Raw genomic sequence first — 21,709 nt, 5'->3', positions numbered from 1 at the left:
GTCATCACCCGGTTTATTCGGGCAATGACGTAAGGATAGGTCGGGACTTTCGACCATCGATTAGGCCTCCGGCACAGCCTGCCGGGGGCCGATATTGGGGGATTGCTGCTTGGACAGCTTGCCGCAATGGCTGACATCCATGGTGGGCGAGGACATCGCCTTCTGGCTTGCCTATCTCACCAATGGCAAGCACCTGCAATGGTATGCCAGCTTCCGTTTCACCATCCTCGCCGCCCTGCTCGGCGGGCTGCTGGCGCTCGGCTTCGGGCTTCTGGGCGCGGTGCTGAGGGCATCGCGCTTTGCCGTTCTGCGCGGCATTGGAAACGTTTATACTTCCATGGTGCGCGGCATTCCCGACGTGCTGTTCTTCCTTTTTTTCCCGCTCGCTTTCGAGCAGACCGCGGAATGGATATGGGCGATGCAGGTCTGCACGCCCGAAACCATCGCCGCCAGCCAGGCTCTGTGGCCGCCTTGCCGTGAAGCCAACTGGCTCCTTTCGACCAACCAGTATCTCTTTCTCGCCTGCGTCTCGCTCGGCATCGTCTATGGCGCGTTCACCGCCAACGTCATCCACGGCGCCATGCGCTCGGTACCCAAAGGGCAGATCGAAGCCGCGCGCGCCTACGGAATGAGCAATCTCCAGGTGATGTTGCGCATCCAGATCCGCCAGATGTGGGTCTATGCCCTCCCCGGCCTCTCCAATGTCTGGCTGCTGCTCATCAAGGCGACCTCGCTCCTTTCCCTGCTGCAGGTCGCCGATATCGTCTGGTGGGCTGGCCAGTTGGGTTCGCCGAACTATTTCCCGCAGGCCGGTCTCGTCCATGGCGACTGGCGCTGGGCCTATTTTTTCGCGCTGTTTGTCTTTTACATCATCGTCACGTTCATTTCCGAGCGCGCCTTCCAGCGCCTCAACGTCTGGGCGCGGCGCGGCATGCCGGTGGAGGGCTAGGCGATGGCTGTGCTTGAAACCTTCTGGGCAGAAATCGCCACCTTCGCCCGTCCCGCGCTGTTCAACATCTATTTCGCACTGGCGTCCCTTCCCGTCGGCTTTGGCCTCGCCTTGCTCGTTGCCCTGGGAAAGAACGCGAAAAACCCGATCGTCTCCCATCTTTGCGCGGGCTTCATCTACGCCTTTCGCGGTTCGCCCCTCTTTATCCAGTTCTTCATGTTCTATTCGATCATGCTGGCGCTGAATCCGGTCTGGTGGCGGCCCATGGAGCTTTCATGGCTGATGATGAACCCGCTGTTCATCGGTCCGCTCGTTCTGGTGTTCAACACCACCGCCTATACCGGCGAGATCCTTTATGGCGCCCTGCGCACCGTGCCGCGCGGCGAGGTCGAAGCCGCCCGCGCCTTTGGCATGTCGCCGTTTCAGGTGTTCCGCACGGTCACCTGGCCCAACATGATCCGCATCGCCTGGCCCGCCTATACCAACGAGGCCGTATTCCTGTTCCACGCCACGGCTCTTGTCTATTTCACCCTGCCGGTGATCGGGGACCAGAAGGACATCATGAACAAGGCCCGCGAGCTGTTTGAGCGCGACTACAACGCCGTGCTGCACTTTTCGGTCGCGGCCCTCTGGTTCCTCGCCATCACCCTTGTGATCTTCCTTGTTTTCGGACGCATCCACGAGCGCCTCATGCGCCACATGAATATTGAGGCGCCAAAGCCCAAACTCCGCTTCGGCCCCAAATATATCCGGTAGCCTCATGCCCCTTGAACGCATCACCACGACCATCCCCGCCGATGCCCCCGGCACCACCACCCAGTTGACCCTGTTCCGCATCGGCCCTGCCGATGCGGCAACCAAGGTCTATATGCAGGCCGCCCTCCATGCCGACGAGCAGCCCGGCATCATGGCCATCCACCACCTCCTGCCCCTGCTTGAAAAAGCCGATGCCGAAGGTCGGCTGCGCGCGCGTTTCTCGATCCATCCCATGGTCAATCCGCTGGGCATGAGCCGCATCGAATCGGAAGTTCATCTGGGCCGCTATGACGGGCGCTCGGGCACCAACTTCAACCGCCGCTGGCCCGACCTGTTCGCCGCCATCGGCCAGACCGTCGCACCAAAACTCACCATGGACGCCGCCGCCAACGTCTCGGCGATCCGCGGGGCGGTAAAGGCCTGGCTCGACGCCCAGACCCCGCAGACGGCGATGCAGAAGCTCCGCCACCGCGTCATGTCCGAGGCCTATGATGCCGATTACGTCCTCGACCTGCACTGCGACAACGAGGCCCTGCCGCACCTGTTCGTCACCCCGGAATCGATGGCCGAACTGACCGAACTCGCCGACTGGATGGGCTCTTCCGCCCAGCTCGTCGCCGAGGATTCCGGCGGCGGTTCGTTCGATGAGGTGTGGCCCACGCTCTGGACCCGCCTGCGCGCGGCCCACCCCGACAAGCCCATTCCCTTTGCGGGCGTCGCGGCGACCCTCGAATATCGCGGACAGCATGACGTCTTCGACGAACTGGGCAGGAACGACGCGGAAAACCTCTTCAACTTCTTCATCGCCAAGGGCTTTATCGACCTGCCCCTGCCCGAAACGCCCCGACCCGCCCCTGCACCCACCCCCCTTTCGGCAACACAGATGCTGCGCGTCGACCGCGCCGGCCTTCTCGCCTACCGGGTCGAGTTGGGAGAATGGGTCGAAAAAGGCCAGCCCATCGCCGACCTCATCGCGCTGGACGGCCCCCAGGCCTTCACCGCCCGCACGCCGATCCTTGCAGGCACCTCCGGCCGCGTCATCTCCCGCTGCATGTCCAAATACGTCCTGCCCGGCGCCTCCATCGCAAAGATCGTTGGAACCGAACCGCTGGCGGAACGCCAAGGCTACCTTCTGGAAGACTGATCTTCTGCTGTAAACTATAGTTGACTACCTCTTGGCAAACCCGGAACTGTCAACTATAGTTTTCAGATGATCGAAGTTCGCCAGACCGCCGAATTTCTCGATTGGTTCTCGAATCTGCGCGATCTCCGCGCCCGGGCCCGTATCCGCGTCAGGATCGACCGCCTCGAACTCGGCCTGTTCGGAGATGCACGATTCTTCGATGGCATCGGCGAGCTTCGCATCGATTACGGACCGGGCTACCGCGTCTATTTCACAAAGCGCGGCAACACGATCGTCATTCTCCTGTGTGGCGGAGACAAGCGCACACAGCAAAAGGACATCAAACGCGCCATCGACATGGCAAAGGAGGTCTGACATGGCCATCGAAACGACGAGGTGGGAGGGTGCCGATTTCCTCGACACGCCCGAAGAAATCGCGGCCTATCTTGAAGCGGCCTTTGAAGATGGCGACCCCAAGCTCATCACCCACGCGCTCGGCAATGTCGCACGGGCCAAGGGCATCAACCAACTCGCCAGAGATGCCGGCGTCACCCGCGCGGGGCTCTACAAGGCCTTGAGCGCCGATGGCGACCCGCGGCTGACGACGTTTCTCGGCGTGCTCAGGAGTCTTGGCCTCACGGTGTCGGTTCACGCCGCGCAATAGGGCGCAACGGCTACCTTCTGGAAGACTGATCCCTCACCGGCGCATAGACGAAGCGGGGCATTTCAATCTTGAAGATGATCGCCAACAGGCGCAGCACGAACCCCACCGCAATCGCCGCGACCATCGCCACCTCCTGCGATGCCCCCGCCTGAAACCCGAAAAAGAAGATGCACGCGGTCGCTGCCGAAACCGTTGCGTAAAGCTCGCCCGCAAATAGCAGCGGCACGTCGTTGCACAGGACGTCGCGCAGAACGCCGCCCACGCATCCGGTGATCATCCCCGCAACGATCACGATCAACACCGGCTGGCCCATCTCGATGGCCACCATGCAGCCGGCGACCGTGAACACCACCAGCCCCAGCGCATCGAGCAGGAGGAACGCCATCCTGAGCTTTTCCATGAAGCGCGCCACCGCAATGGTGAACAGCGCGGCGGCTACCGTCACCAGCAAAAGCGCGGGCTCTTCGACCCAGATCAGCGGATAATGTCCCAAAAGCACGTCGCGCGTCGTGCCCCCACCCAGCGCGGTTACGCACCCCAGAACGCAGACCCCGAACCAGTCCATGTTGCGCCGCCCCGCCGCGAGGGCCGCCGTCATCGACTCCGCCGCCAGCGCAATCACGAAAATCGTATAAAAGAGCATCTGCATTCTCCTGGCCCGACTCGGTCTGGGCGGAGAATGGCGGCTAACCCCTCGGCGCTCAAGCCACTGGTTTACCGGCCCACAACGCTTTGCTCGGCAGACCGCAGCGTATTGGCCATCAGCATGGCGATGGTCATCGGCCCCACGCCCCCCGGCACCGGCGTGATCGCACCGGCGCGCAGCGCGGCGCCGTCATATTCCACATCCCCCACCAGCCGCGTGCGGCCCTCCCCGCGCTCGGGCGCATCGATCCGGTTGATGCCCACATCGATGACGATCGCGCCGGACTTGATCCACTCGCCCTTGACATATTCGGGCCGCCCGATGGCCGCGATCACGATGTCGGCGTTCCTCACGAGGTCGGGCAGGCCGCGCGTCCGCGAATGCGCAACGGTCACGGTCGCGTTGGCGTGCTGGAGCAGCGATGCGATGGGCCGCCCGACGAGATTGGAGCGCCCGATCACCAGCGCATTGAGCCCGGAAATCCCCTCGGGCCGCACCGTGTTGATCAGCACCATGCACCCCTTGGGCGTGCAGGGCACGAACGCTTCCTCCACCCGCCCGGCGGCCAGCCGCCCGATATTGATGTCGTGCAGCCCGTCCACGTCCTTTTCCGGCGCAATTGCGGCGATGGTCTCGCGCTCGCTCAACGCGTTCCCCGGCAGGGGAAGCTGCACCAGAATGCCGTGGATCGCCGGGTCCGCATTGAGCTTTTCGACAAGCGCCGTCAGTTCCGCCTGCGTCACCGTCGCGGGCAGCGTGTGCTGGACGGAATGAAACCCGCATTCCTTGGCCATGCGGCCCTTGGAGGCCACATAGACCTGGCTCGCCGGGTCCTCGCCCACCAGCACCACGGCAAGACCGGGGGTAACACCACGCTCCGCCACCAGCCGCTCCGTCCCGGCCTTCACCTCGGCAATAGACGCCTGCGCAATTGTTTTCCCGTCGATGACAGTGGCGGTCATGATCTATCTCCCCTTCACGATGTTCCGCGTAATAGAAGCTTCAACCGCGCTTGTCGAGCGCAGGATGTATACATTTTGCCGCCGCGTTAACGGCGAGCACCGCGCACCCCTCACCCCCAACCCCTCTCCCTCAAGGGGAGAGGGGGGCTCAAGAGCCGAGGCATACACGGGCTACCCTTCTCCCCTTGAGGGAGAAGGTGGGCTTTCGCAAAGCGAAAGGTCGGATGAGGGGTGCAGCGATATTTCCGCAAACACCGGGCAACAACCCTACCCCGCCGCCTTCTCACCCCCCGGAATATAATTGAGCACCGGCCCCAGCCACCGCTCCACCTCGGCAACCGCCATGCCCTTGCGCCGCGCATAATCCTCCACCTGATCGCGCTCGACCTTCGCCACCCCGAAATAATAGCTCTCGGGATGCGCAAAATAGAGGCCCGACACCGACGATCCCGGCCACATCGCGTAGCTTTCGGTAAGCTGCACGCCGATCTCTTTTTCCGCATCGAGCAGACGGAACAGCGTCGTCTTTTCCGTGTGGTCGGGCTGGGCGGGATAGCCGGGTGCCGGGCGGATGCCCTTATAGGGTTCGGCGGCCAGGTCTTCGGGCGCGAAGGTTTCGTCGGCGCCATATCCCCAAAGTTCCTTGCGCACCATCTCGTGCATCCGCTCGGCCAGCGCCTCGGCGAACCGGTCCGCCAGCGCCTTCACCAGAATGGAGGAGTAGTTGTCGTGCGTTGCCTCGAACCGGTCGGCGATCGCGATTTCCTCGAACCCCGCCGTCACGCAGAACCCGCCCAGATAGTCCGGGGTTCCCGGTTCGGCGACGAAATCGGCCAGCGCCACGTTGGGCCTGTCGCCCGACTTGGAAAGCTGCTGGCGCAGGGTGAAAAAGGTCGCGAGGTCCTCCCCCCGCGTCTCATCGGTATAAAGGCGCACATCGTCACCAATCCGGTTGGCAGGCCAGAACCCCACAACCGCCTTGGGCGTGAACCACTTCTCGGTGACGATCTTGTCCAGCATGGCCCGCGCATCGGCAAAAAGCTGCCGCGCCGCCTCGCCCTGCCGCTCGTCATCGAGGATTTTGGGGTATGTCCCCTTGAATTCCCACGCCTGAAAGAACGGCGTCCAGTCGATATAGCGCGCCAGTTCCCCCAGGTCCCAGTCCTGATAGCTGCGCGTTCCGAGAAAGCTTGGCGCCTGCGGTGTATACATTTCGCCAGGCCGGAACGCGTTGGCGCGCGCCGTGGCGATCGGCATCCGCTGCTTGGCCGCCTCGCTCCTGCGGTGCTTTTCAGCCACCCGCTCATATTCCTGTTTTACGGTCTTGACGTAATCATTGGCCGCTTCGCGCGAAAGCAGCTTGGAAACCACGTTCACCGCAAGGCTCGCGTCCTTGACGTAAACCGCCGACCCCCGATTGTAGCGCGGATGAATCTTGACCGCCGTGTGTACACGCGAGGTTGTCGCCCCCCCGATCAGCAGCGGAATGTCGAACCCTTCGCGCTCCATTTCGGCGGCCACATGCGCCATCTCGTCGAGCGACGGCGTGATCAGTCCCGAAAGCCCGATCGCGTCCACCTTTTCGCGCCGTGCCGTTTCAAGGATCGTCTGGGAGGGCACCATCACGCCCAGATCGATGATCTCGTAATTGTTGCAGGCCAGCACTACGCCCACGATGTTCTTGCCGATATCGTGCACGTCGCCCTTGACCGTCGCCATCAGGATCTTGCCCGCGCTCTGGCGCGCGCCATCGGCCTCCGCCTCCATGAAGGGCAGCAGATAGGCCACGGCCTGCTTCATCACCCGCGCCGATTTCACCACTTGCGGCAGGAACATCTTGCCCGAACCGAACAGATCCCCGACGATGTTCATCCCGTTCATCAGCGGGCCCTCGATCACATGCAGCGGACGGGGAAGCTTTTGCCGCGCTTCCTCGGTGTCGGCGACGATATATTCGGTGATCCCGTTGACCAGCGCGTGGGAAATCCGTTCCTCGACCGGCTTTTCGCGCCAGGAGAGGTCCTTTTCCCGCGCTTCCGCGCCCGTCCCCTTGTAGCGCTCGGCCAGGTCCAGCATGCGCTCGGTCGAATCCGCCCGCCGGTTGAGCACCACGTCCTCGCAGGCCTCGCGCAGTTCGGGATCGATCGACTCATAAACCGCCAGTTGCCCGGCATTGACGATCCCCATGTTCATGCCCGCCTTGATGGCGTGGTAGAGGAACACCGCGTGCATCGCCTCGCGCACCGGCTCGTTCCCCCGGAACGAAAAGGAAAGGTTCGAGACCCCGCCCGATACGTGCACATAAGGGAGCGCCGCGATGATCTCGGCCGTCGCCTCGATATAGTCGACCCCGTAATTGTCGTGCTCCTCGATCCCCGTCGCGATGGCAAAAATGTTGGGGTCGAAGATAATGTCCTCGGGCGGGAACCCCACCTCGTCGACAAGGATGCGATAGGCGCGGGTGGAAATCTCCACCTTGCGTTCCTTCGTGTCCGCCTGCCCCTTCTCGTCGAACGCCATGACGACCACCGCCGCGCCATAAAGCCGGCACAGCCGCGCGTGGTGGCGGAACGCCTCCTCGCCCTCCTTCATCGAGATCGAGTTGACCACCGCCTTGCCCTGCACGCATTTGAGCCCGGCCTCGATGATCTCCCATTTCGAGGAGTCGATCATCACCGGCACGCGCGCGATATCGGGTTCCGACGCGATGAGGTTGAGGAACTCGACCATCACCTTTTCGGAATCGATCAGCCCCTCGTCCATGTTGATGTCGATGATCTGCGCGCCGTTCTCCACCTGGTCGCGCGCCACGTCGAGCGCCGTGGCATAGTCGCCCGCCTTGATCAGTTTCTTGAACCGCGCCGAACCGGTGACGTTGGTCCGCTCGCCCACATTGACGAAGGGGATGTCCTCGGTGAGCGTAAAGGGCTCCAGCCCCGACAGCCGCAGGCGCCGCTCGATCTCGGGCACCTTGCGCGGCGGATATTTCGACACCGCTTCGGCAATGGCGGAAATATGCTCGGGCGTCGACCCGCAGCACCCGCCCACGACATTGAGGAACCCGTCCCGCGCAAACCCCTCGATCTGCTCGGCCATGAATTCGGGCGTCTCATCGTAAAGCCCGAAGGCGTTGGGCAGCCCCGCATTGGGATAAACGCACACCAGCGTGTCGGCGATGGCCGAAATCTCGGCCACATGCGCGCGCATCGCGTCGGCGCCCAGCGCACAGTTGAGCCCGAAGGTGAACGGCTTGGCATGGCGCAGCGAATACCAGAACGCGGTGGGCGTCTGCCCCGAAAGCGTGCGCCCGGAAAGGTCGGTGATCGTGCCCGAAATCATCACCGGCAGGCGGATGCCCTTTTTCTCGAATACCTCCTCGGCCGCAAACACCGCCGCCTTGGCGTTGAGCGTATCGAAGATGGTTTCGATGAGGATCAGGTCCGCCCCGCCGTCGATCAGCCCCTCGATCTGCTCGCCATAGGCGATGCGCAAGTCATCGAAGCTGACCGCCCGGAACCCCGGATTGTTGACGTCGGGGGAAATCGAGGCCGTCCGGTTGGTCGGCCCCACCGCTCCGGCAACGAACCGCCGCTTGCCGTCTTCGGTCTCGGCCCGCGCCGCCGCGCGTTTCGCCACCCGCGCGCCTTCAAGGTTCAGTTCGTAGGCCAGCGCCTCCAGCCCGTAATCGGCTTGCGCGATCGTCGTTCCCGAAAACGTGTTGGTCCCGATGATGTCGGCGCCCGCTTTGGCATAGGCGAAGTGGATGTCCTCGATCAGATCGGGCCTGGTGATGACCAGAAGGTCGTTATTGCCCTTGAGCGGCTTGTGCCAATCGGCGAACCTCGTCCCTCGAAAATCCCCTTCTTCGAGCGCGTGCCCCTGGATCATCGTCCCCATCGCGCCATCGAGGATCAGGATGCGCTCGCGCGCCGCCGCCTCCAGCGCCGAGCGCGCGTCCGCGCCCTCCTGAGGATCACGCGCCGCCATCGCCCCCGGCCGCGCGGCGGCAATCGTCGCTCCTCCACCGCCTCTTTCATCGGCAGCCGAGCGGACGGGCACCCCATGCGTGCATCCGGGTAAATTGCACATGTCTTTTGATCCAATATGCCGCGAGCAGATAAGTGAACAAAAAGACATAAAGATATCTTTATGTCAACATTTCAAGGCATCCGATAGCCGCCCCACCGGTCATCTTGACCTGGATCAAGGCATGAGCGGACCGGCAGGTCTTAAATGAGCATCCGCACTGCCCCGGCAGGGCTGCGAAACGTCAGGGTTTCAGATGGTCATCGAGCAAGACACCCACCGGGAACGACAAACGAGGGAAATGGAGCGTCCTTTTGCCAAAGATGCGCCAAAAGACACCCTCGCCGCCCTGCTCACCGCGACCCACCGCGACCAGCTCGCCCTCTGCCGATCCCTCGAAGCCATCGCCGATTCCCTGCCTTCGCACGTCGATCGCGCCGCCTGCCTCAACGCCGCCCGCGCCCTCGGCCCGCTTATTTCCCGGGCCCATGACCTCGAGGAGCGGCTGGTCTTTCCGGCAATCGAGGCGCGCCACGCCATCTCCGCCAGCATCGAGCGGCTCAAATACGAACACATGGAAGACGTCTGTTTTTCAGAAGAACTGCACGACGCCCTCATGGCCTACGGTCGCGGCTCCCCCCGCCCCGCTCCCGACGCCTTCGGCTACATGCTGCGCGGCTTTTTCGAGGGCCTGCGCCGCCACATCGCCTTTGAACAGGAAATCATCGTACCGCTGCTCGAGGAGGACACTTAGAGTGCCTAACAAAACCAGAGACGGCCACGACGCGCGCAATTTGTTCAGCCCGCAAGGCGCCGCGTGCAGCCGATACCGAGGTATCGGCAAACGCGGGAACGCAGCGGATGGACAAATTCCGCGCGCCGCAGGTGGGGTCTGGACGGCCGGCTGCCGTGTCCAGTCGCTTGGCGATACCCCCGGTATCGCCCGCGCGCCTGTCCTTGCATCCGACTCGTCCAAACCCCATCGTGGCCATCTCTGGTTTTGTTAGGCACTCTTAGAGGCTTCCAAGGTTTATCGGAAGCGGTTGCTTTCTCAGTCGCTGTCCCGGCGAAAGCCGGGACCCATGCTCCAATTTCAGCAACCGCGGATCAGGAAGTATGGACCCCGGCGTTCGCCGGGGAAGCGAACAGAAAGAGCGGCGATTCCGTCCACGGGAATTTACGCTGAGCCCGCGGTGATCCAGCCCGCCAGCCGCCGGATGATCCGGACAGGATTGCCTACCCGCAGCGCGTCTCCAGCCGCTCCAGATCGGGCACCGTGAACGTGCGGTTGTTGACCACCTCGATCACCCCGTCCTTGCGCAGCTTGGTCAATTGCCGCGATACCGTCTCGATGGTCAGCCCGAGGAAATCGGCGATATCGGTCCGGCTCAGCGGCAGGTCGAACGTCACGCTCTCGACCAGCCCTTCCTGCCGCCGCGCCTCGGTCACCGGGTCGATATGGGTGGCGATCAGCCACAGAAAGCTCGCCACCTTCTCGCTCGCCGTCTTACGCCCCAGCGTCACCATCCAGTCGCGCGCCTCGTCGAGCTCGCGCAGCGCCTGCTCGTGCAGTCTGTGTTCGAGTTCGGGATATTCTTCCACCAGCTTTTCGAGCGCGGTCTTGGGGATGCGGCACAGTTCCACGTCCGAAGCCGCCTCAGCGGTCAAATTGTTGTGCCGCGCATAGATCCGCCCCAGAAAATCCGGCGCGAACTGCAATCCCACCACCTGCTGGCGCCCGTCCTCGAGCATCTTGGAGAGCTTGACCACGCCCCGCATCACATTGGCATAGGAGTGCACTTCGCTCTCATTGGCGATCAGTTCGCTCCCCGCCTCCTGGCGCACCATCTGGGTGTGCCGGGAAAGCGCCAGCAACTGCCCCGCCTCGAGCGCGCCGCACAACCCCCTGTGCCGCACCTCGCAATTGCGGCACAGCACCGGCATGTCGGAATTATGGATATCCTGTCTTTCCATTCTCGGCCTTTCCCGCCGCTGCCCAACATAGGACCTGCCGTTCGCGATCATAAGGCGCGCGATCGTCGCACTTGACCTTAATCAAAGAAGGCCGGTCCCGGTAAGGCTATTGTGACGGGTAAAGCTGATCTTGCGAGACCGTCCATGCGCCACCCTCTCATCGAAGCCTATTCCGCTCCTGTCCCCCGCTACACCAGCTATCCTACCGCCCCACATTTCAACGAATCCGTAACGCCGGCGGTATTTTCCGGCTGGCTCGCCGCCCTGCCGCCCGACCGGCCCGTCTCGCTCTATCTCCACATTCCCTATTGCGATCGCATGTGCTGGTTCTGCGGCTGCCACACCAAGCAGGTGCGGCAATATGCACCCATCGCCGCCTATCTCGAGTCCCTTCTTGCCGAGATCGCGCTGGTTTCCTCCCGCATCGGCCACCGTCTCACCGCCAGCGCCATCCATCTGGGCGGCGGCTCGCCCACCATGCTCGCCCCCGCCGATCTCGGGCGCCTGATGGACGCGCTCGGCGCCCATTTCACCATCACGCCCGACACCGAGATCAGCATCGAGATCGACCCCAACGACATCGACCAGCCCAAGCTCGACGCCATCGCCGCCTCGGGCTTCAACCGCGCCAGCCTCGGCGTCCAGGACTTCAACTCCACCGTTCAGGCTGCCATCAACCGCATCCAGACCTTCGGGCAGACACGCGCCGTCGTCGATGGCCTGCGCGACCGCGGGATCGATGCGATCAACATCGATTTCCTTTACGGCCTGCCCTATCAGATCGTCGAGAGCGTCACCGATACCGCAAGACAGGTCGTTGAACTCGCCCCGCGCCGTATCGCGCTTTTCGGCTATGCCCACGTGCCCTGGATGAAAAAGCACCAGCGCCTCATCAACGAGGCCGCCCTGCCCGATGCAGGAGAACGTTTCGAGCAGGCCCAGGCCGCCGCCGCGGTTCTCATCGGAAACGGGTTCGAGCCCATCGGCATGGACCATTTCGCATTGCCCGCCGATCCGCTCGCCATCGCGGCCCGCACCGGTACGCTGCACCGCAATTTCCAGGGCTACACCACGGACGATGCCCAGACCCTCATCGGTCTCGGCGCATCCTCGATCAGCCAGTTGCCCCAGGGCTATGCGCAGAACACCGTCGCAACCGGCAACCACATGCACGCCATCGAGGCGGGCGGATTCTCCATCGCCAGGGGCGTGGCGCTGACCGCGGCCGATCGCCTTCACGCCTATGCCATCGAGCGGATAATGTGCGATTTCGCCCTGTCGCGCGCCGATCTTTCGGCCCGCTTCGGCGCCGACGCCAGCGCCATCTTCAAGCGCGCCGACCGCTACCTCGCCAGCCACACCGATGGCCTGTTCGTCCGCGACGGCGACACCTATCGCGTCACCCCCAGGGGCCGCCCCCTCGTCCGCCACATCGCCGCGATCTTCGACGCCTACCTCGAAACCGGCACGGCCCGCCATTCGATAGCGGTGTAGCCGCCGCGTCCGGGCAATCCGGTACCCCATCGCTGCCCCAAACTTGCAAACCATTCGCAACAACCGTTGACAAGTTGCGAATGATTGTCATATTCATTCGCAAGTCAGCTCCATCAAACAGGATTGTATTCCCCATGATGCGCACGAGTCTTGCGGCCCTCGCCACCGCCCTCCTTGCGGCCCTCCCTGCCGTAGCGCACGCCCAGACCAATGTCGTTGCCACCATCGGCATGATCGGCGACGTCGCCCGGACCATCGCCGCCGATTGCGCCACCGTCACCACGCTCATGGGCCCCGGCATCGACCCCCATCTCTATCAGGCCACCGCCCGCGACGTTCAGACCTTCGGCAGTGCCGATCTGATCCTTTATTCCGGCTATACCCTTGAAGGTCAGCTCGCCGACATTCTCGACCGCCTCGGCCAGCGCACCCCGACCCTTGCCGTCAGCGAAGCCGCCGTCCCGCCCGCCGATCTGCTGACCACAGATGACAGCTACGGTGTCGACCCCCATGTCTGGATGGATGTTTCCCTCTGGGCGCGCACCGTCCCCGTCATCGCCACCGCGCTCACCGACGAGGCTCCCCAATGCGCCGAGGCCATCGCCGAACGCGCCACAGCTTACCAGGCCCGGCTTCTCGCCCTCCACGACTGGGTGAAGGAAAGCCTCGCCACAATTCCCGAAACCCGGCGCGTTCTCGTCACCGCCCACGATGCCTTTGCCTATTTCGGCCGCGCCTACGGCATCGAGGTAGCGGGCATCCAGGGCATCTCGACCGCCGCCGAAGCCTCCATCGCCGATATCCGCGAAACCGCCGGCCTGCTGGTCGAGCGCGCCATCCCCGCCATCTTCGTTGAATCGACCATCAACCGCCGCACCATCGAGGCCGTAATCGACGCCGCCGCGCAGCAGGATCATGCCGTCACCATCGGCGGCGAACTCTTTGCCGACGCCATGGGTGAAACCGGAACGCCCGACGGCACTTATATCGGTATGATCGTCTCCAACGCCCGCGCCATCACCGAAGCCCTTGGCGGGGCGCCCGCGCCCTTCCCCGAAGCGCTCGTGCCATGGGCCGCCGAATGGAACCTCACCCAATGAGCCAAACCCTCCACGAACCCGGCCTTGCCGTCCACGTCGAGGACCTGACGGTTTCCTATGCCGCCCGCCCGGTTCTCTGGGACATCGATTTCGACATTCCCCCCGGCGTCATGGCCGCCATCGTCGGCCCCAATGGCGCGGGCAAGTCCACCCTCATCAAATCCATCCTCGGGCTCGTCCGCCCCACCGCCGGCCACGTCACCATCCTCGGTCGCCCCTATAAGGACCAGCGCCGCCGCGTCGGCTACGTCCCGCAGCGCTCCAGCGTCGACTGGGACTTTCCCACCACCGCCATCGACGTGGTGATGATGGGGCTTTACGGCCAGCTCGGCTGGTTCCGCCGCCCCGGCGCGAAAGACCGCGAAAAGGCCATGGATGCGCTGGCCCGCGTCGGCATGCTCGATTCCGCCTCCCGCCAGATCAGCCAGCTTTCCGGCGGCCAGCAGCAGCGCGTCTTTCTTGCCCGCGCGCTGGTGCAGGATGCCGACGTCTATTTCCTCGACGAGCCCATGGCCGGGGTCGACGCCACCACCGAACGCGCTATCGTCGCCATCCTCCACGCCCTGCGCGACGCGGGAAAAACGGTGATCGTCGTCCACCACGACCTCCAGACCGTCCGCACCTATTTCGACTGGATGATCATTCTCAACATCCGCGTCATCGCGCAAGGGCCGGTGGCGCAAGTCTACACCAGCCAGAACCTCCACCGCGCCTATGGCGGCCAGGTGGCGCTGCTGGATCGAGACAAGGTGCTGGGGGAGGTGGGGTAGATGTTCAATTGCAAGCACCGCAGCACCCCTCATCCGACCTTTCGCTTTGCGAAAGCCCACCTTCTCCCGCAAGGGGAGAAGGGTATCCGGGGCTCCTCGGCTCTTGAGCCCCCCTCTCCCCTTGTGGGAGAGGGGTTGGGGGTGAGGGGTGCAGCGATGTCAGCCACACAGCGCCGGGTGAGGGGATCTTTCACGACCCTCGGCGACCGCCCAATCCGGCACTGACTCATGCTCACCCTCCTCACCGACTTCACCATCCAGAACGTCATGATCGGGGCAGCCCTGCTCGGCATCGTTTCGGGCGTGCTCGGCAGCTTCGCGGTCCTGCGCAGGCAAAGCCTGCTCGGCGACACCCTGTCCCACGCCGCCCTTCCCGGCATCTGCATCGGCTTCATGCTCGCGGGCACCCGCGATCTGCCCATGCTGCTCGCCGGTGCGCTGGTCACCGGCGCGCTCGCCGCGCTTGCCATGCTCGCCCTCACCCGTACAACGCGTCTCAAGACCGATGCCGGGCTCGGCATCGCCCTTTCGATCTCCTTTGCCACCGGCGTCGTGCTCCTCACCCACATCCAGACGACGGGCAGCGCCGGCCAGGGTGGGCTCGAATCCTTTCTTTTCGGCCAGGCCGCCGCCATCCTGCGCTCCGATCTTTATCTGATGGGCGGCATCGGCGCACTTGCCCTGGCCATCGTTTCCGCCTTCTGGAAGGAATTCAAACTCGTCTCCTTCGACCCGGACTATGCCAGAACCCTCGGCCTGCCCGTCCTCGCGCTCGATGTCGCCATCACCACCATCATCGCGCTTGCCGTCGTCATTGGCCTCCAAATGGTCGGCGTCGTCCTCATGGCGGCGATGATCGTCGCTCCCGCCGTCGCCGCGCGCCAGTGGAGCAATCGGCTTGGCACCATGGTCGTCCTTGCCGCCATCTTCGGGATGGCCTCGGGTCTGTTCGGCGCGCTGGTTTCCGCCACCGCGCGCGGGCTCTCCACCGGCCCCCTGATCGTGCTGGCCGCCTCGGTGATCGTCCTCGTCTCGCTCGCCATCGCGCCGGGACGCGGCATCGTCTGGGAATGGCTCCAGCACTGGAAGAACCGCCGGAGCCTCCCCGCCCGCCGCGTGCTGACAACGCTCTATCGCCTTGCCGCCGAACATGGCGACCCCGCCTATCCCGCCGAGCAATCCATGCTTGATGCCTATCACGGCACCGCCACCGCCAGTTCGCTCGAACGGCTCAAATCACGCGGCCTTATCAGCGCCGTCGCCCATGCCCCTGAATTCACCCCCCATTGGGCGCTCACCCCATCGGGCATCATCGAAGCCGAAACCCTTCTGGGCCGGCGCGAAGCGGAGCCGGGCATATGATCGCACAGTTCTTCAGCGATCCGGGTGCGATGATCGTCCTAACCGGCGCACTGGTCGGCATCGCCGCCTCGCTGGTCGGCGCCTTCCTCGTCTTGCGCGGCACCTCGCTGCTGTCCGACGCGATTTCCCATTCTATCGTTTTCGGCATCATCATCGTCTGGGTGCTCACGCATCAAACCGCCGGGCCTGTCCAGATCGTCGGCGCGGCGCTCACCGGCGTCCTCACGGTCTTCCTCACCGAAACCCTGACGGCCACCGGCCGCGTCAAGTCCGACGCCGCTATCGGACTGGTCTTCCCGGCGCTTTTTTCCATCGGCGTGCTGCTCATCAACATCTACGCCCGCGACGTCCATATCGACCAGCATACCGTGCTGTTGGGCGAGATCGGCTTTGTCTGGCTCGATACCGTCGAACTCTTCGGCATCCACATGCCAGAAGCCGTCCTCTGGATGGGCGTCATGACGCTCGCCAACCTCGCCTACATCACGCTGTTCTATAAGGAACTCAAGCTCGCAACCTTCGATCCCGCGCTTGCCAAGGCGCTCGGCTTCATGCCGATGGCGGTCTTTTATGGCCTTCTGGCGCTGACCAGCGGCACGGCTGTTGCCGCCTTCGATGCGGTGGGGGCAATCCTCTTTATCGCCTTCGTCATCGTCCCGCCCTCCGCCGCCTATCTGTTGACCGACCGGCTTTCACTCATGCTCGTTTACGGCGCGGTCATAGCCATCGCCTCGAGCTTTTTAGGCTATGCGCTTGCCCTATGGCTCAACGTCTCGATTGGCGGCATGATGGCGGTGATGACCGGCGTTTTCCTGCTGCTCGCCTTCCTCTTCGGTCCGCGCTACGGCCTTATCGCCCAGTCGATCCAGCGCCGCACCCGCACCGCATCCAATGCCTGCCGCGCCCTGGCCGTCCACCTCTACAACCACGAGGACAGCCCCGCGCGCTCGGAAGAAAACATCGCAAGCGCCCTGCGCGAACACCTCCACTGGCCCGAACCCCGCGCCCGCGCCATTCTCCTCCGCGCGCTCGATCAGGGCCTCGTCATACGCTCCGGCGACCTGCTCGAACTCACCGAAAAGGGCCGCGCAACGGCGAGGGAAATCCTCGAACCCTGGTCGGATCCGCGATCGCGAACCTGAGCCTCATCGCGGCTTGCCCGGCGACCGAGGCGGATCAAGCCTTTGAACTTGTCCCCGCCCCAACCACCTCGATTATCCTGAGAGGTTGAGTTGCACCGGATTTCGCCCGTTCGCGCGCAATCGGCAAAATTATAACTGAACGAATTGAACGCGACCCGTACAATTCGTTCAGTTATGAGCCGTCCCTGAGCGATTCATCCCCATAGGCGACGAACGGGCCGTTGGCGAAATCGATATCGTGGGGCTGGTTACGCTTGCCGTAGCGCATGGGTTGCCCGTCCCCGCACAGGACGATGCCGCCCGCCGCGCGCAGCACGGCGTCGCCCGCCGCCGTGTCCCATTCCATCGTCCGCCCGTTGCGCGGATAAAGGTCCGCTTGGCCCTCGGCAAGAAGGCAGAACTTGAGCGAGGAACCCAGCGCCATGAACCGGGCCACCCTCCGGGTGCCATACCGCGCCTCGCGCTCGCCATCGGCGTGCGACCGGCTGCCGACCACGACGATGCCGTCCTCCCCGGGGCGGCGGATTTCGGCGCGCGATGGCGCAAGGCACCGCCCCTCCTCGACCACGGCGACCTGCGCGCCCGCGCCCGCCCGGCCCCACCATATCCGCTTGAGGGCCGGCGCATAGACGACGCCCGCCACCGGCGCCCCGTCCTCGATCAGCGCGATATTGACGGTGAACTCGCCATTCCGGGAAATGAACTCCCTCGACCCGTCCAGCGGATCGACAAGGAAAAAGCGCGTGCCGCAATCGGGCGCCTCGCCATTGGCCACCGCTTCTTCGGCGATCACCGGAATGTCGGGGAAATGCGCCGCAAGCGCGGCAAGGATCAACGCCTCGGCGGCGATGTCGGCTTCGGTCAGCGGCGTCTGGTCGGCCTTGGTCACGACCGAAAAATCTCGGCCATAGATCTCCATGATCCGGGCCCCCGCCGCGAGCGCGGTATCGACCAGAACCGTCACAAGGTCCGCCCCGAAAGCGGCGGGTTGGGAAAATGCCATCTGGAGAGTTCCGGTCTCGATGCGAGTGCGGCGTTTTGCTATCACGCCGCATCCCGCCCCGTCCACACCCTGCAGGGGTTCAACGGAAGCGCAGGCTGTCCCGCGTCAGTTCAGCCACGGTCCGCGCGCCCATGAGCTTCATGTCGCGCTCGATCTCGGTACGCAGATTGCCCAGTGCGCGCTCCACCCCCGGCTGGCCGGCCGCCGCCAGCGGAAACAGGTAATACCGCCCCACGCCCACCGCCTTGGCCCCCATCGCCAAAGCCTTGATCACATGCGTGCCGCGCTGGATGCCGCCATCGATGATGACGTCGAGCCTGTCTCCCACCGCATCGACGATCTCGCCAAGCTGGTCGAACCCCGAGCGCGACCCGTCGAGCTGCCGCCCGCCATGGTTGGACAGGACGATCCCCTTGCACCCGATATCGGCGGCTTTCCTGGCATCCTCCACCGACATGATGCCCTTGAGACAGAACGGCCCGCCCCATTCGGCGACCATCTTTTCCACGTCCGCCCAGTCGAGCGTCGGGTCGAGCATTTCTGTGAAATATTTCGAGATCGACATCGTGCCCCCGCCCATATCGACATGGTCGTCGAGCTGGGGCAGCTTGAATTGCTCATGGGTGAAATAGTTGATCGCCCAGCCCGGGCGCATGGCGAACTGGGCGATCCCCGCCAGATTGAGCCTGAAGGGAATTGAAAAGCCTGTGCGCTTGTCGCGCTCGCGATTACCCCCGGTGATCGAATCCACCGTCAGCATCATCACGTTGACACCCGCCTGCTTGGCCCGTTCCATCATCACGCGGTTGAGCTCGCGATCCTTGTGAAAATAGAACTGATAGACCTGCGGCCCGCTCGAAATCGAACGCGCTTCCTCAAGACTGATCGTGCCCAGCGAGGACACCCCGAACATCGTCCCGTATTTGGCCGCTGCCCCTGCCACCGCCCGCTCGCCCTCGTGGTGGAACAGGCGCTGGAGCGCGGTGGGCGAGCAGTAAAAGGGCATGTCGAGTTTCTGCCCCATGACGGTCACCGACATATCGACCTCGCTCACCCCGCGCAGCACGCTGGGCACGAGATCGACCTCGTCGAACGCCTCGGTGTTGCGCCGGTAGGTCACCTCGTCATCGGCCGCCCCGTCGATATAGTTGAAGATCGGCCCCGGCAGGCGCTGCTTGGCCATCCGCCGAAAATCGTGGAAATTGTGGCAATCCTTGAGGCGCATGGGTCATCGGGTCCTGAACATGGAAACGCGCCGAACTATGCAAAGAGAATCAGCCCGTTGCAATCACGCGTGGGTCCATTTCCATTATATCGTTTCTTTCTCCGTCTTTGCCCGGCCTGTCCGGGCAATCCAGCGCGGCAAACACCGGCTCACGATGGAAGCGTCCTAATCGAGCGCCCTATCGAGATGGGTATAGCCGCCATCCACGAACAGCCATTGCCCGGTCGTGTGGCTGGCGCGATCGGAAAGCAGGAACAGTGTGGTGTCCGCGATCTCCTGACCGGTCGTCATACGCTGGCCCAGCGGTATCCGCCGCGTGATTTCGGCGAGCTTTTCGTCCCGGTCGGGGAAGGTCGAGAGCCATTTCTCGTAAAGCGGCGTCATCACTTCGGCGGGAATCACCGCGTTGACCCGGATACCGTCCTTGCGCAGAGAAGCGGCCCATTCGCGCGTCAACGACAATTGCGCGCCCTTGGCCGCCGTATAGGCGGACGTATTGCCCTGCCCGGTGATCGCGGTCTTGGAGGAAATGTTGACGATGGCCCCGCCACTTTTCCTCAGATGCGGCAGGCACAGATGCGCCATGGTGAAATAGTGGACGAGGTTCTGGTCGAGCGATGCCCTGAACGCCTCCGGTCCTGCATCGAGCCCGATCCCGTCATTGAACCCGGCATTGTTGACCAGCCCATCGATCCGCCCGAAGCGGGCGATGGTCTGCGACACGGCATTTTCGCATTGGGCGTCATCGGTCAGTTCGGTTCGGATAAAGAGATGATCGCTTCCGGTGGCTCTGAGTTCGGTCTCGAACTCGGGCTTGAGGTCCGAGCGTCCGAGGATCACCGGTATCGCCCCCTCCCCGGCCAGCACCAGCGAAATCGCCCCGCCGATCCCCGCGCCGCCCCCGGTGACGATCACCACCTTGCCTTTAAGCCCCAGCTCCATCCCGATCCCCGTCCCGGCTTGTACCAAAATCCATCAAAATCCCGGCGTAACGCCGGATCGCTCGCCCCTAAGCGCAAAGCTGCCATATGGCTCTGCGCGTGTGGTCTCACCCCTCCCCAGCCCTCCCCATCAAGGGGAGGGTGTATTCTTTTCCCGGCTGCTCCCATACGCACAAGTCCAGCACCTCCCCCCTTGTGGGGGAGGTTGGGAGGGGGGATCGGCGTAAGCCGAAAGACAATACAATTGCCATACCCCTCAGGAGAGGATGTTACAGCCCAAACCGGCCGCCCCTTAACCCCGGAACCGATATTCTTCCCGCGAAGCGGGTTTGATCTCGATGGAGAACCCCGGACGTTCGGGCGGCATATAGGCGGCATTCTCGACGACGCACGGGTCGACGAAATGCTCGTGCAGATGATCGACATATTCGACCACCCGCCCCTCATGGGTCCCCGCGATCGCCACGTAGTCAATCATGGAAAGGTGCTGCACATATTCGCACAACCCCACCCCGCCCGCATGCGGGCAGACCGGCAGGTCGTATTTCGCGGCCATCAGCATCACGGCAAGAATTTCGTTGACCCCGCCCAGGCGGCAGGCGTCGATCTGCACCACATCGATCGCCCCGCGCATGATGAACTGCTTGAACATGATCCGGTTCTGGCACATCTCGCCGGTCGCGATCTTTACGTCCCCGATCCCCTCGCCGATCCTCCTGTGCCCTTCCACATCGTCGGGGCTGGTCGGCTCCTCGATGAACCATGGCTTGGCAAAGGCGAGCTTGTTGACCCACTCGATGGCCTCATCGACTTCCCAGACCTGATTGGCGTCGATCATCAGGTGCCGGTCGGGGCCCATCACCTCGCGGGCGATGCGCAGGCGGCGGATGTCGTCGTCGAGATCGTGCCCCACCTTCATCTTGATATAGTCGAACCCCTGGTCGATCGCCTCCTGGCAGAGCCGCCGCAGCTTGTCGTCGGGGTAGCCGAGCCACCCCGCCGAAGTGGTATAGCAGGGATAGCCATTGGCCTTGAGGTCTTCGATGCGCGCGGCCTTCCCGTCCTCCCTGGCGCGCAGCATCGAAAGCGCTTCCTCGGGCGTGATGCAATCGGTGATATAGCGGAAGTCGATGCAGCGGACGATTTCCTCGGGGCTCATCTCGGCCACCAGTTGCCAGAGCGGCTTGCCGGCGCGCTTGGCGTAAAGGTCCCAGACGGCATTGACCACCGCCCCGGTCGCCAGATGGATGGCGCCCTTGTCCGGGCCGATCCAGCGCAACTGGCTGTCGGACGTCACGTGGCGCCAGAACCGGCCCATATCCGCTTCCACCCAATCCATGTCGAGCCCCACCACCAGATGGCGCATCGCCTCGATGGCCGCGCAGCAGATCTCGTTGCCGCGCCCGATGGTGAAGGTGAGCCCGTGGCCCTCGTGCCCGTCATCGGTCTTTAAAATCACATAGGCCGCCGAATAGTCGGGGTCGGGATTCATCGCATCCGACCCGTCCAGATGCTGGGACGTGGGAAAGCGCAGGTCGAGAACCTGCATGTCTGTGATCTTGGTCATCTCAA

General features: G+C 63.6%; 18 protein-coding genes and 1 pseudogene. 11 read left to right on the top strand and 8 right to left on the bottom strand.

All coding sequences use genetic code 11. The annotated features are described in order from the left end of the window. Window positions 1–109: 109 nt before the first annotated feature. The 5 genes from DQG18_RS12020 to DQG18_RS12000 all read left to right on the top strand — a co-directional run bounded on the left by DQG18_RS12020 (window position 110) and on the right by DQG18_RS12000 (window position 3,492). Window positions 110–949, top strand: coding sequence for an ABC transporter permease subunit (locus DQG18_RS12020; protein ID WP_245958450.1), 840 nt, complete (start codon window positions 110–112; stop codon window positions 947–949). 3 nt (window positions 950–952) lie between these two features. Further along, window positions 953–1,705, top strand: a complete 753-nt coding sequence (locus DQG18_RS12015; RefSeq protein WP_116654514.1) for an ABC transporter permease — start codon at window positions 953–955, stop codon at window positions 1,703–1,705. A gap of 4 nt (window positions 1,706–1,709) precedes the next feature. Continuing rightward, the gene (locus DQG18_RS12010; protein WP_116654513.1) at window positions 1,710–2,849 is read left to right on the top strand and encodes a succinylglutamate desuccinylase/aspartoacylase family protein; all 1,140 of its coding nucleotides are present in this window, start codon (window positions 1,710–1,712) and stop codon (window positions 2,847–2,849) included. Window positions 2,850–2,915: 66 nt separating this feature from the next. Then, window positions 2,916–3,203: a type II toxin-antitoxin system RelE/ParE family toxin gene (locus DQG18_RS12005; protein ID WP_116654512.1), complete on the top strand. Its 288-nt coding sequence runs from the start codon at window positions 2,916–2,918 to the stop codon at window positions 3,201–3,203. A gap of 1 nt (window position 3,204) precedes the next feature. Next, window positions 3,205–3,492, top strand: coding sequence for an addiction module antidote protein (locus DQG18_RS12000; protein ID WP_116654511.1), 288 nt, complete (start codon window positions 3,205–3,207; stop codon window positions 3,490–3,492). Between the two features lie 10 nt (window positions 3,493–3,502). On the opposite strand, the gene DQG18_RS11995 is transcribed toward DQG18_RS12000, so the two are convergent. The 3 genes and pseudogenes from DQG18_RS11995 to metH all read right to left on the bottom strand — a co-directional run. Beyond that, window positions 3,503–4,135: a trimeric intracellular cation channel family protein gene (locus DQG18_RS11995; RefSeq protein WP_116654608.1), complete on the bottom strand. Its 633-nt coding sequence runs from the start codon at window positions 4,133–4,135 to the stop codon at window positions 3,503–3,505. A 71-nt stretch (window positions 4,136–4,206) separates the two neighbouring features. After that, complete coding sequence (gene folD / locus DQG18_RS11990; protein ID WP_116654510.1) at window positions 4,207–5,100, bottom strand: bifunctional methylenetetrahydrofolate dehydrogenase/methenyltetrahydrofolate cyclohydrolase FolD; 894 nt, start codon at window positions 5,098–5,100, stop codon at window positions 4,207–4,209. A 267-nt stretch (window positions 5,101–5,367) separates the two neighbouring features. After that, window positions 5,368–9,045: pseudogene (gene metH, locus DQG18_RS11985) on the bottom strand (methionine synthase); the annotation flags it as partial. A 382-nt stretch (window positions 9,046–9,427) separates the two neighbouring features. Here metH and DQG18_RS11980 point away from each other — a divergent pair. Continuing rightward, window positions 9,428–9,880, top strand: a complete 453-nt coding sequence (locus tag DQG18_RS11980; RefSeq protein WP_157970146.1) for a hemerythrin domain-containing protein — start codon at window positions 9,428–9,430, stop codon at window positions 9,878–9,880. 482 nt (window positions 9,881–10,362) lie between these two features. On the opposite strand, the gene DQG18_RS11975 is transcribed toward DQG18_RS11980, so the two are convergent. Continuing rightward, complete coding sequence (locus tag DQG18_RS11975) at window positions 10,363–11,100, bottom strand: Crp/Fnr family transcriptional regulator (RefSeq protein ID WP_116654607.1); 738 nt, start codon at window positions 11,098–11,100, stop codon at window positions 10,363–10,365. Between the two features lie 144 nt (window positions 11,101–11,244). Here DQG18_RS11975 and hemN point away from each other — a divergent pair, with 144 nt between their 5' ends. The 5 genes from hemN (at window position 11,245) to DQG18_RS11950 (ending at window position 16,968) form a co-directional block, all read left to right on the top strand. Next, window positions 11,245–12,594 (top strand): oxygen-independent coproporphyrinogen III oxidase, encoded by a 1,350-nt coding sequence (gene hemN, locus DQG18_RS11970; RefSeq protein ID WP_116654507.1) that lies wholly within the window; start codon window positions 11,245–11,247, stop codon window positions 12,592–12,594. A 134-nt stretch (window positions 12,595–12,728) separates the two neighbouring features. Next, window positions 12,729–13,694, top strand: coding sequence for a metal ABC transporter solute-binding protein, Zn/Mn family (locus DQG18_RS11965; protein WP_198669754.1), 966 nt, complete (start codon window positions 12,729–12,731; stop codon window positions 13,692–13,694). Then, complete coding sequence (locus tag DQG18_RS11960) at window positions 13,691–14,464, top strand: metal ABC transporter ATP-binding protein (RefSeq protein ID WP_116654506.1); 774 nt, start codon at window positions 13,691–13,693, stop codon at window positions 14,462–14,464. The genes DQG18_RS11965 and DQG18_RS11960 overlap by 4 nt, the downstream gene beginning before the upstream one ends. Window positions 14,465–14,692: 228 nt before the next feature. After that, window positions 14,693–15,826 (top strand): metal ABC transporter permease, encoded by a 1,134-nt coding sequence (locus DQG18_RS11955; protein WP_116654505.1) that lies wholly within the window; start codon window positions 14,693–14,695, stop codon window positions 15,824–15,826. Beyond that, window positions 15,823–16,968, top strand: coding sequence for a metal ABC transporter permease (locus DQG18_RS11950; RefSeq protein WP_116654504.1), 1,146 nt, complete (start codon window positions 15,823–15,825; stop codon window positions 16,966–16,968). The genes DQG18_RS11955 and DQG18_RS11950 overlap by 4 nt, the downstream gene beginning before the upstream one ends. 172 nt (window positions 16,969–17,140) lie before the next feature. Here the strand turns inward: DQG18_RS11950 and cysQ are convergent, their stop codons facing one another. The 4 genes from cysQ to DQG18_RS11930 form a co-directional block, all read right to left on the bottom strand. Continuing rightward, window positions 17,141–17,971, bottom strand: coding sequence for a 3'(2'),5'-bisphosphate nucleotidase CysQ (gene cysQ / locus DQG18_RS11945; protein ID WP_116654503.1), 831 nt, complete (start codon window positions 17,969–17,971; stop codon window positions 17,141–17,143). Window positions 17,972–18,050: 79 nt separating this feature from the next. Then, on the bottom strand, window positions 18,051–19,196 hold the full coding sequence (locus tag DQG18_RS11940) for an alpha-hydroxy acid oxidase (protein WP_116654502.1): 1,146 nt from the start codon (window positions 19,194–19,196) through the stop codon (window positions 18,051–18,053). Window positions 19,197–19,361: 165 nt separating this feature from the next. Beyond that, on the bottom strand, window positions 19,362–20,138 hold the full coding sequence (locus DQG18_RS11935) for an L-fucose dehydrogenase (RefSeq protein WP_116654501.1): 777 nt from the start codon (window positions 20,136–20,138) through the stop codon (window positions 19,362–19,364). A 291-nt stretch (window positions 20,139–20,429) separates the two neighbouring features. After that, complete coding sequence (locus DQG18_RS11930; protein ID WP_116654500.1) at window positions 20,430–21,704, bottom strand: L-fuconate dehydratase; 1,275 nt, start codon at window positions 21,702–21,704, stop codon at window positions 20,430–20,432. Window positions 21,705–21,709: the final 5 nt, after the last annotated feature.

The organism is Pelagibacterium sediminicola (assembly GCF_003390885.1).
Lineage (GTDB): Bacteria > Pseudomonadota > Alphaproteobacteria > Rhizobiales > Devosiaceae > Pelagibacterium > Pelagibacterium sediminicola.
This window is presented reverse-complemented; position numbering and strand designations above follow the sequence as displayed.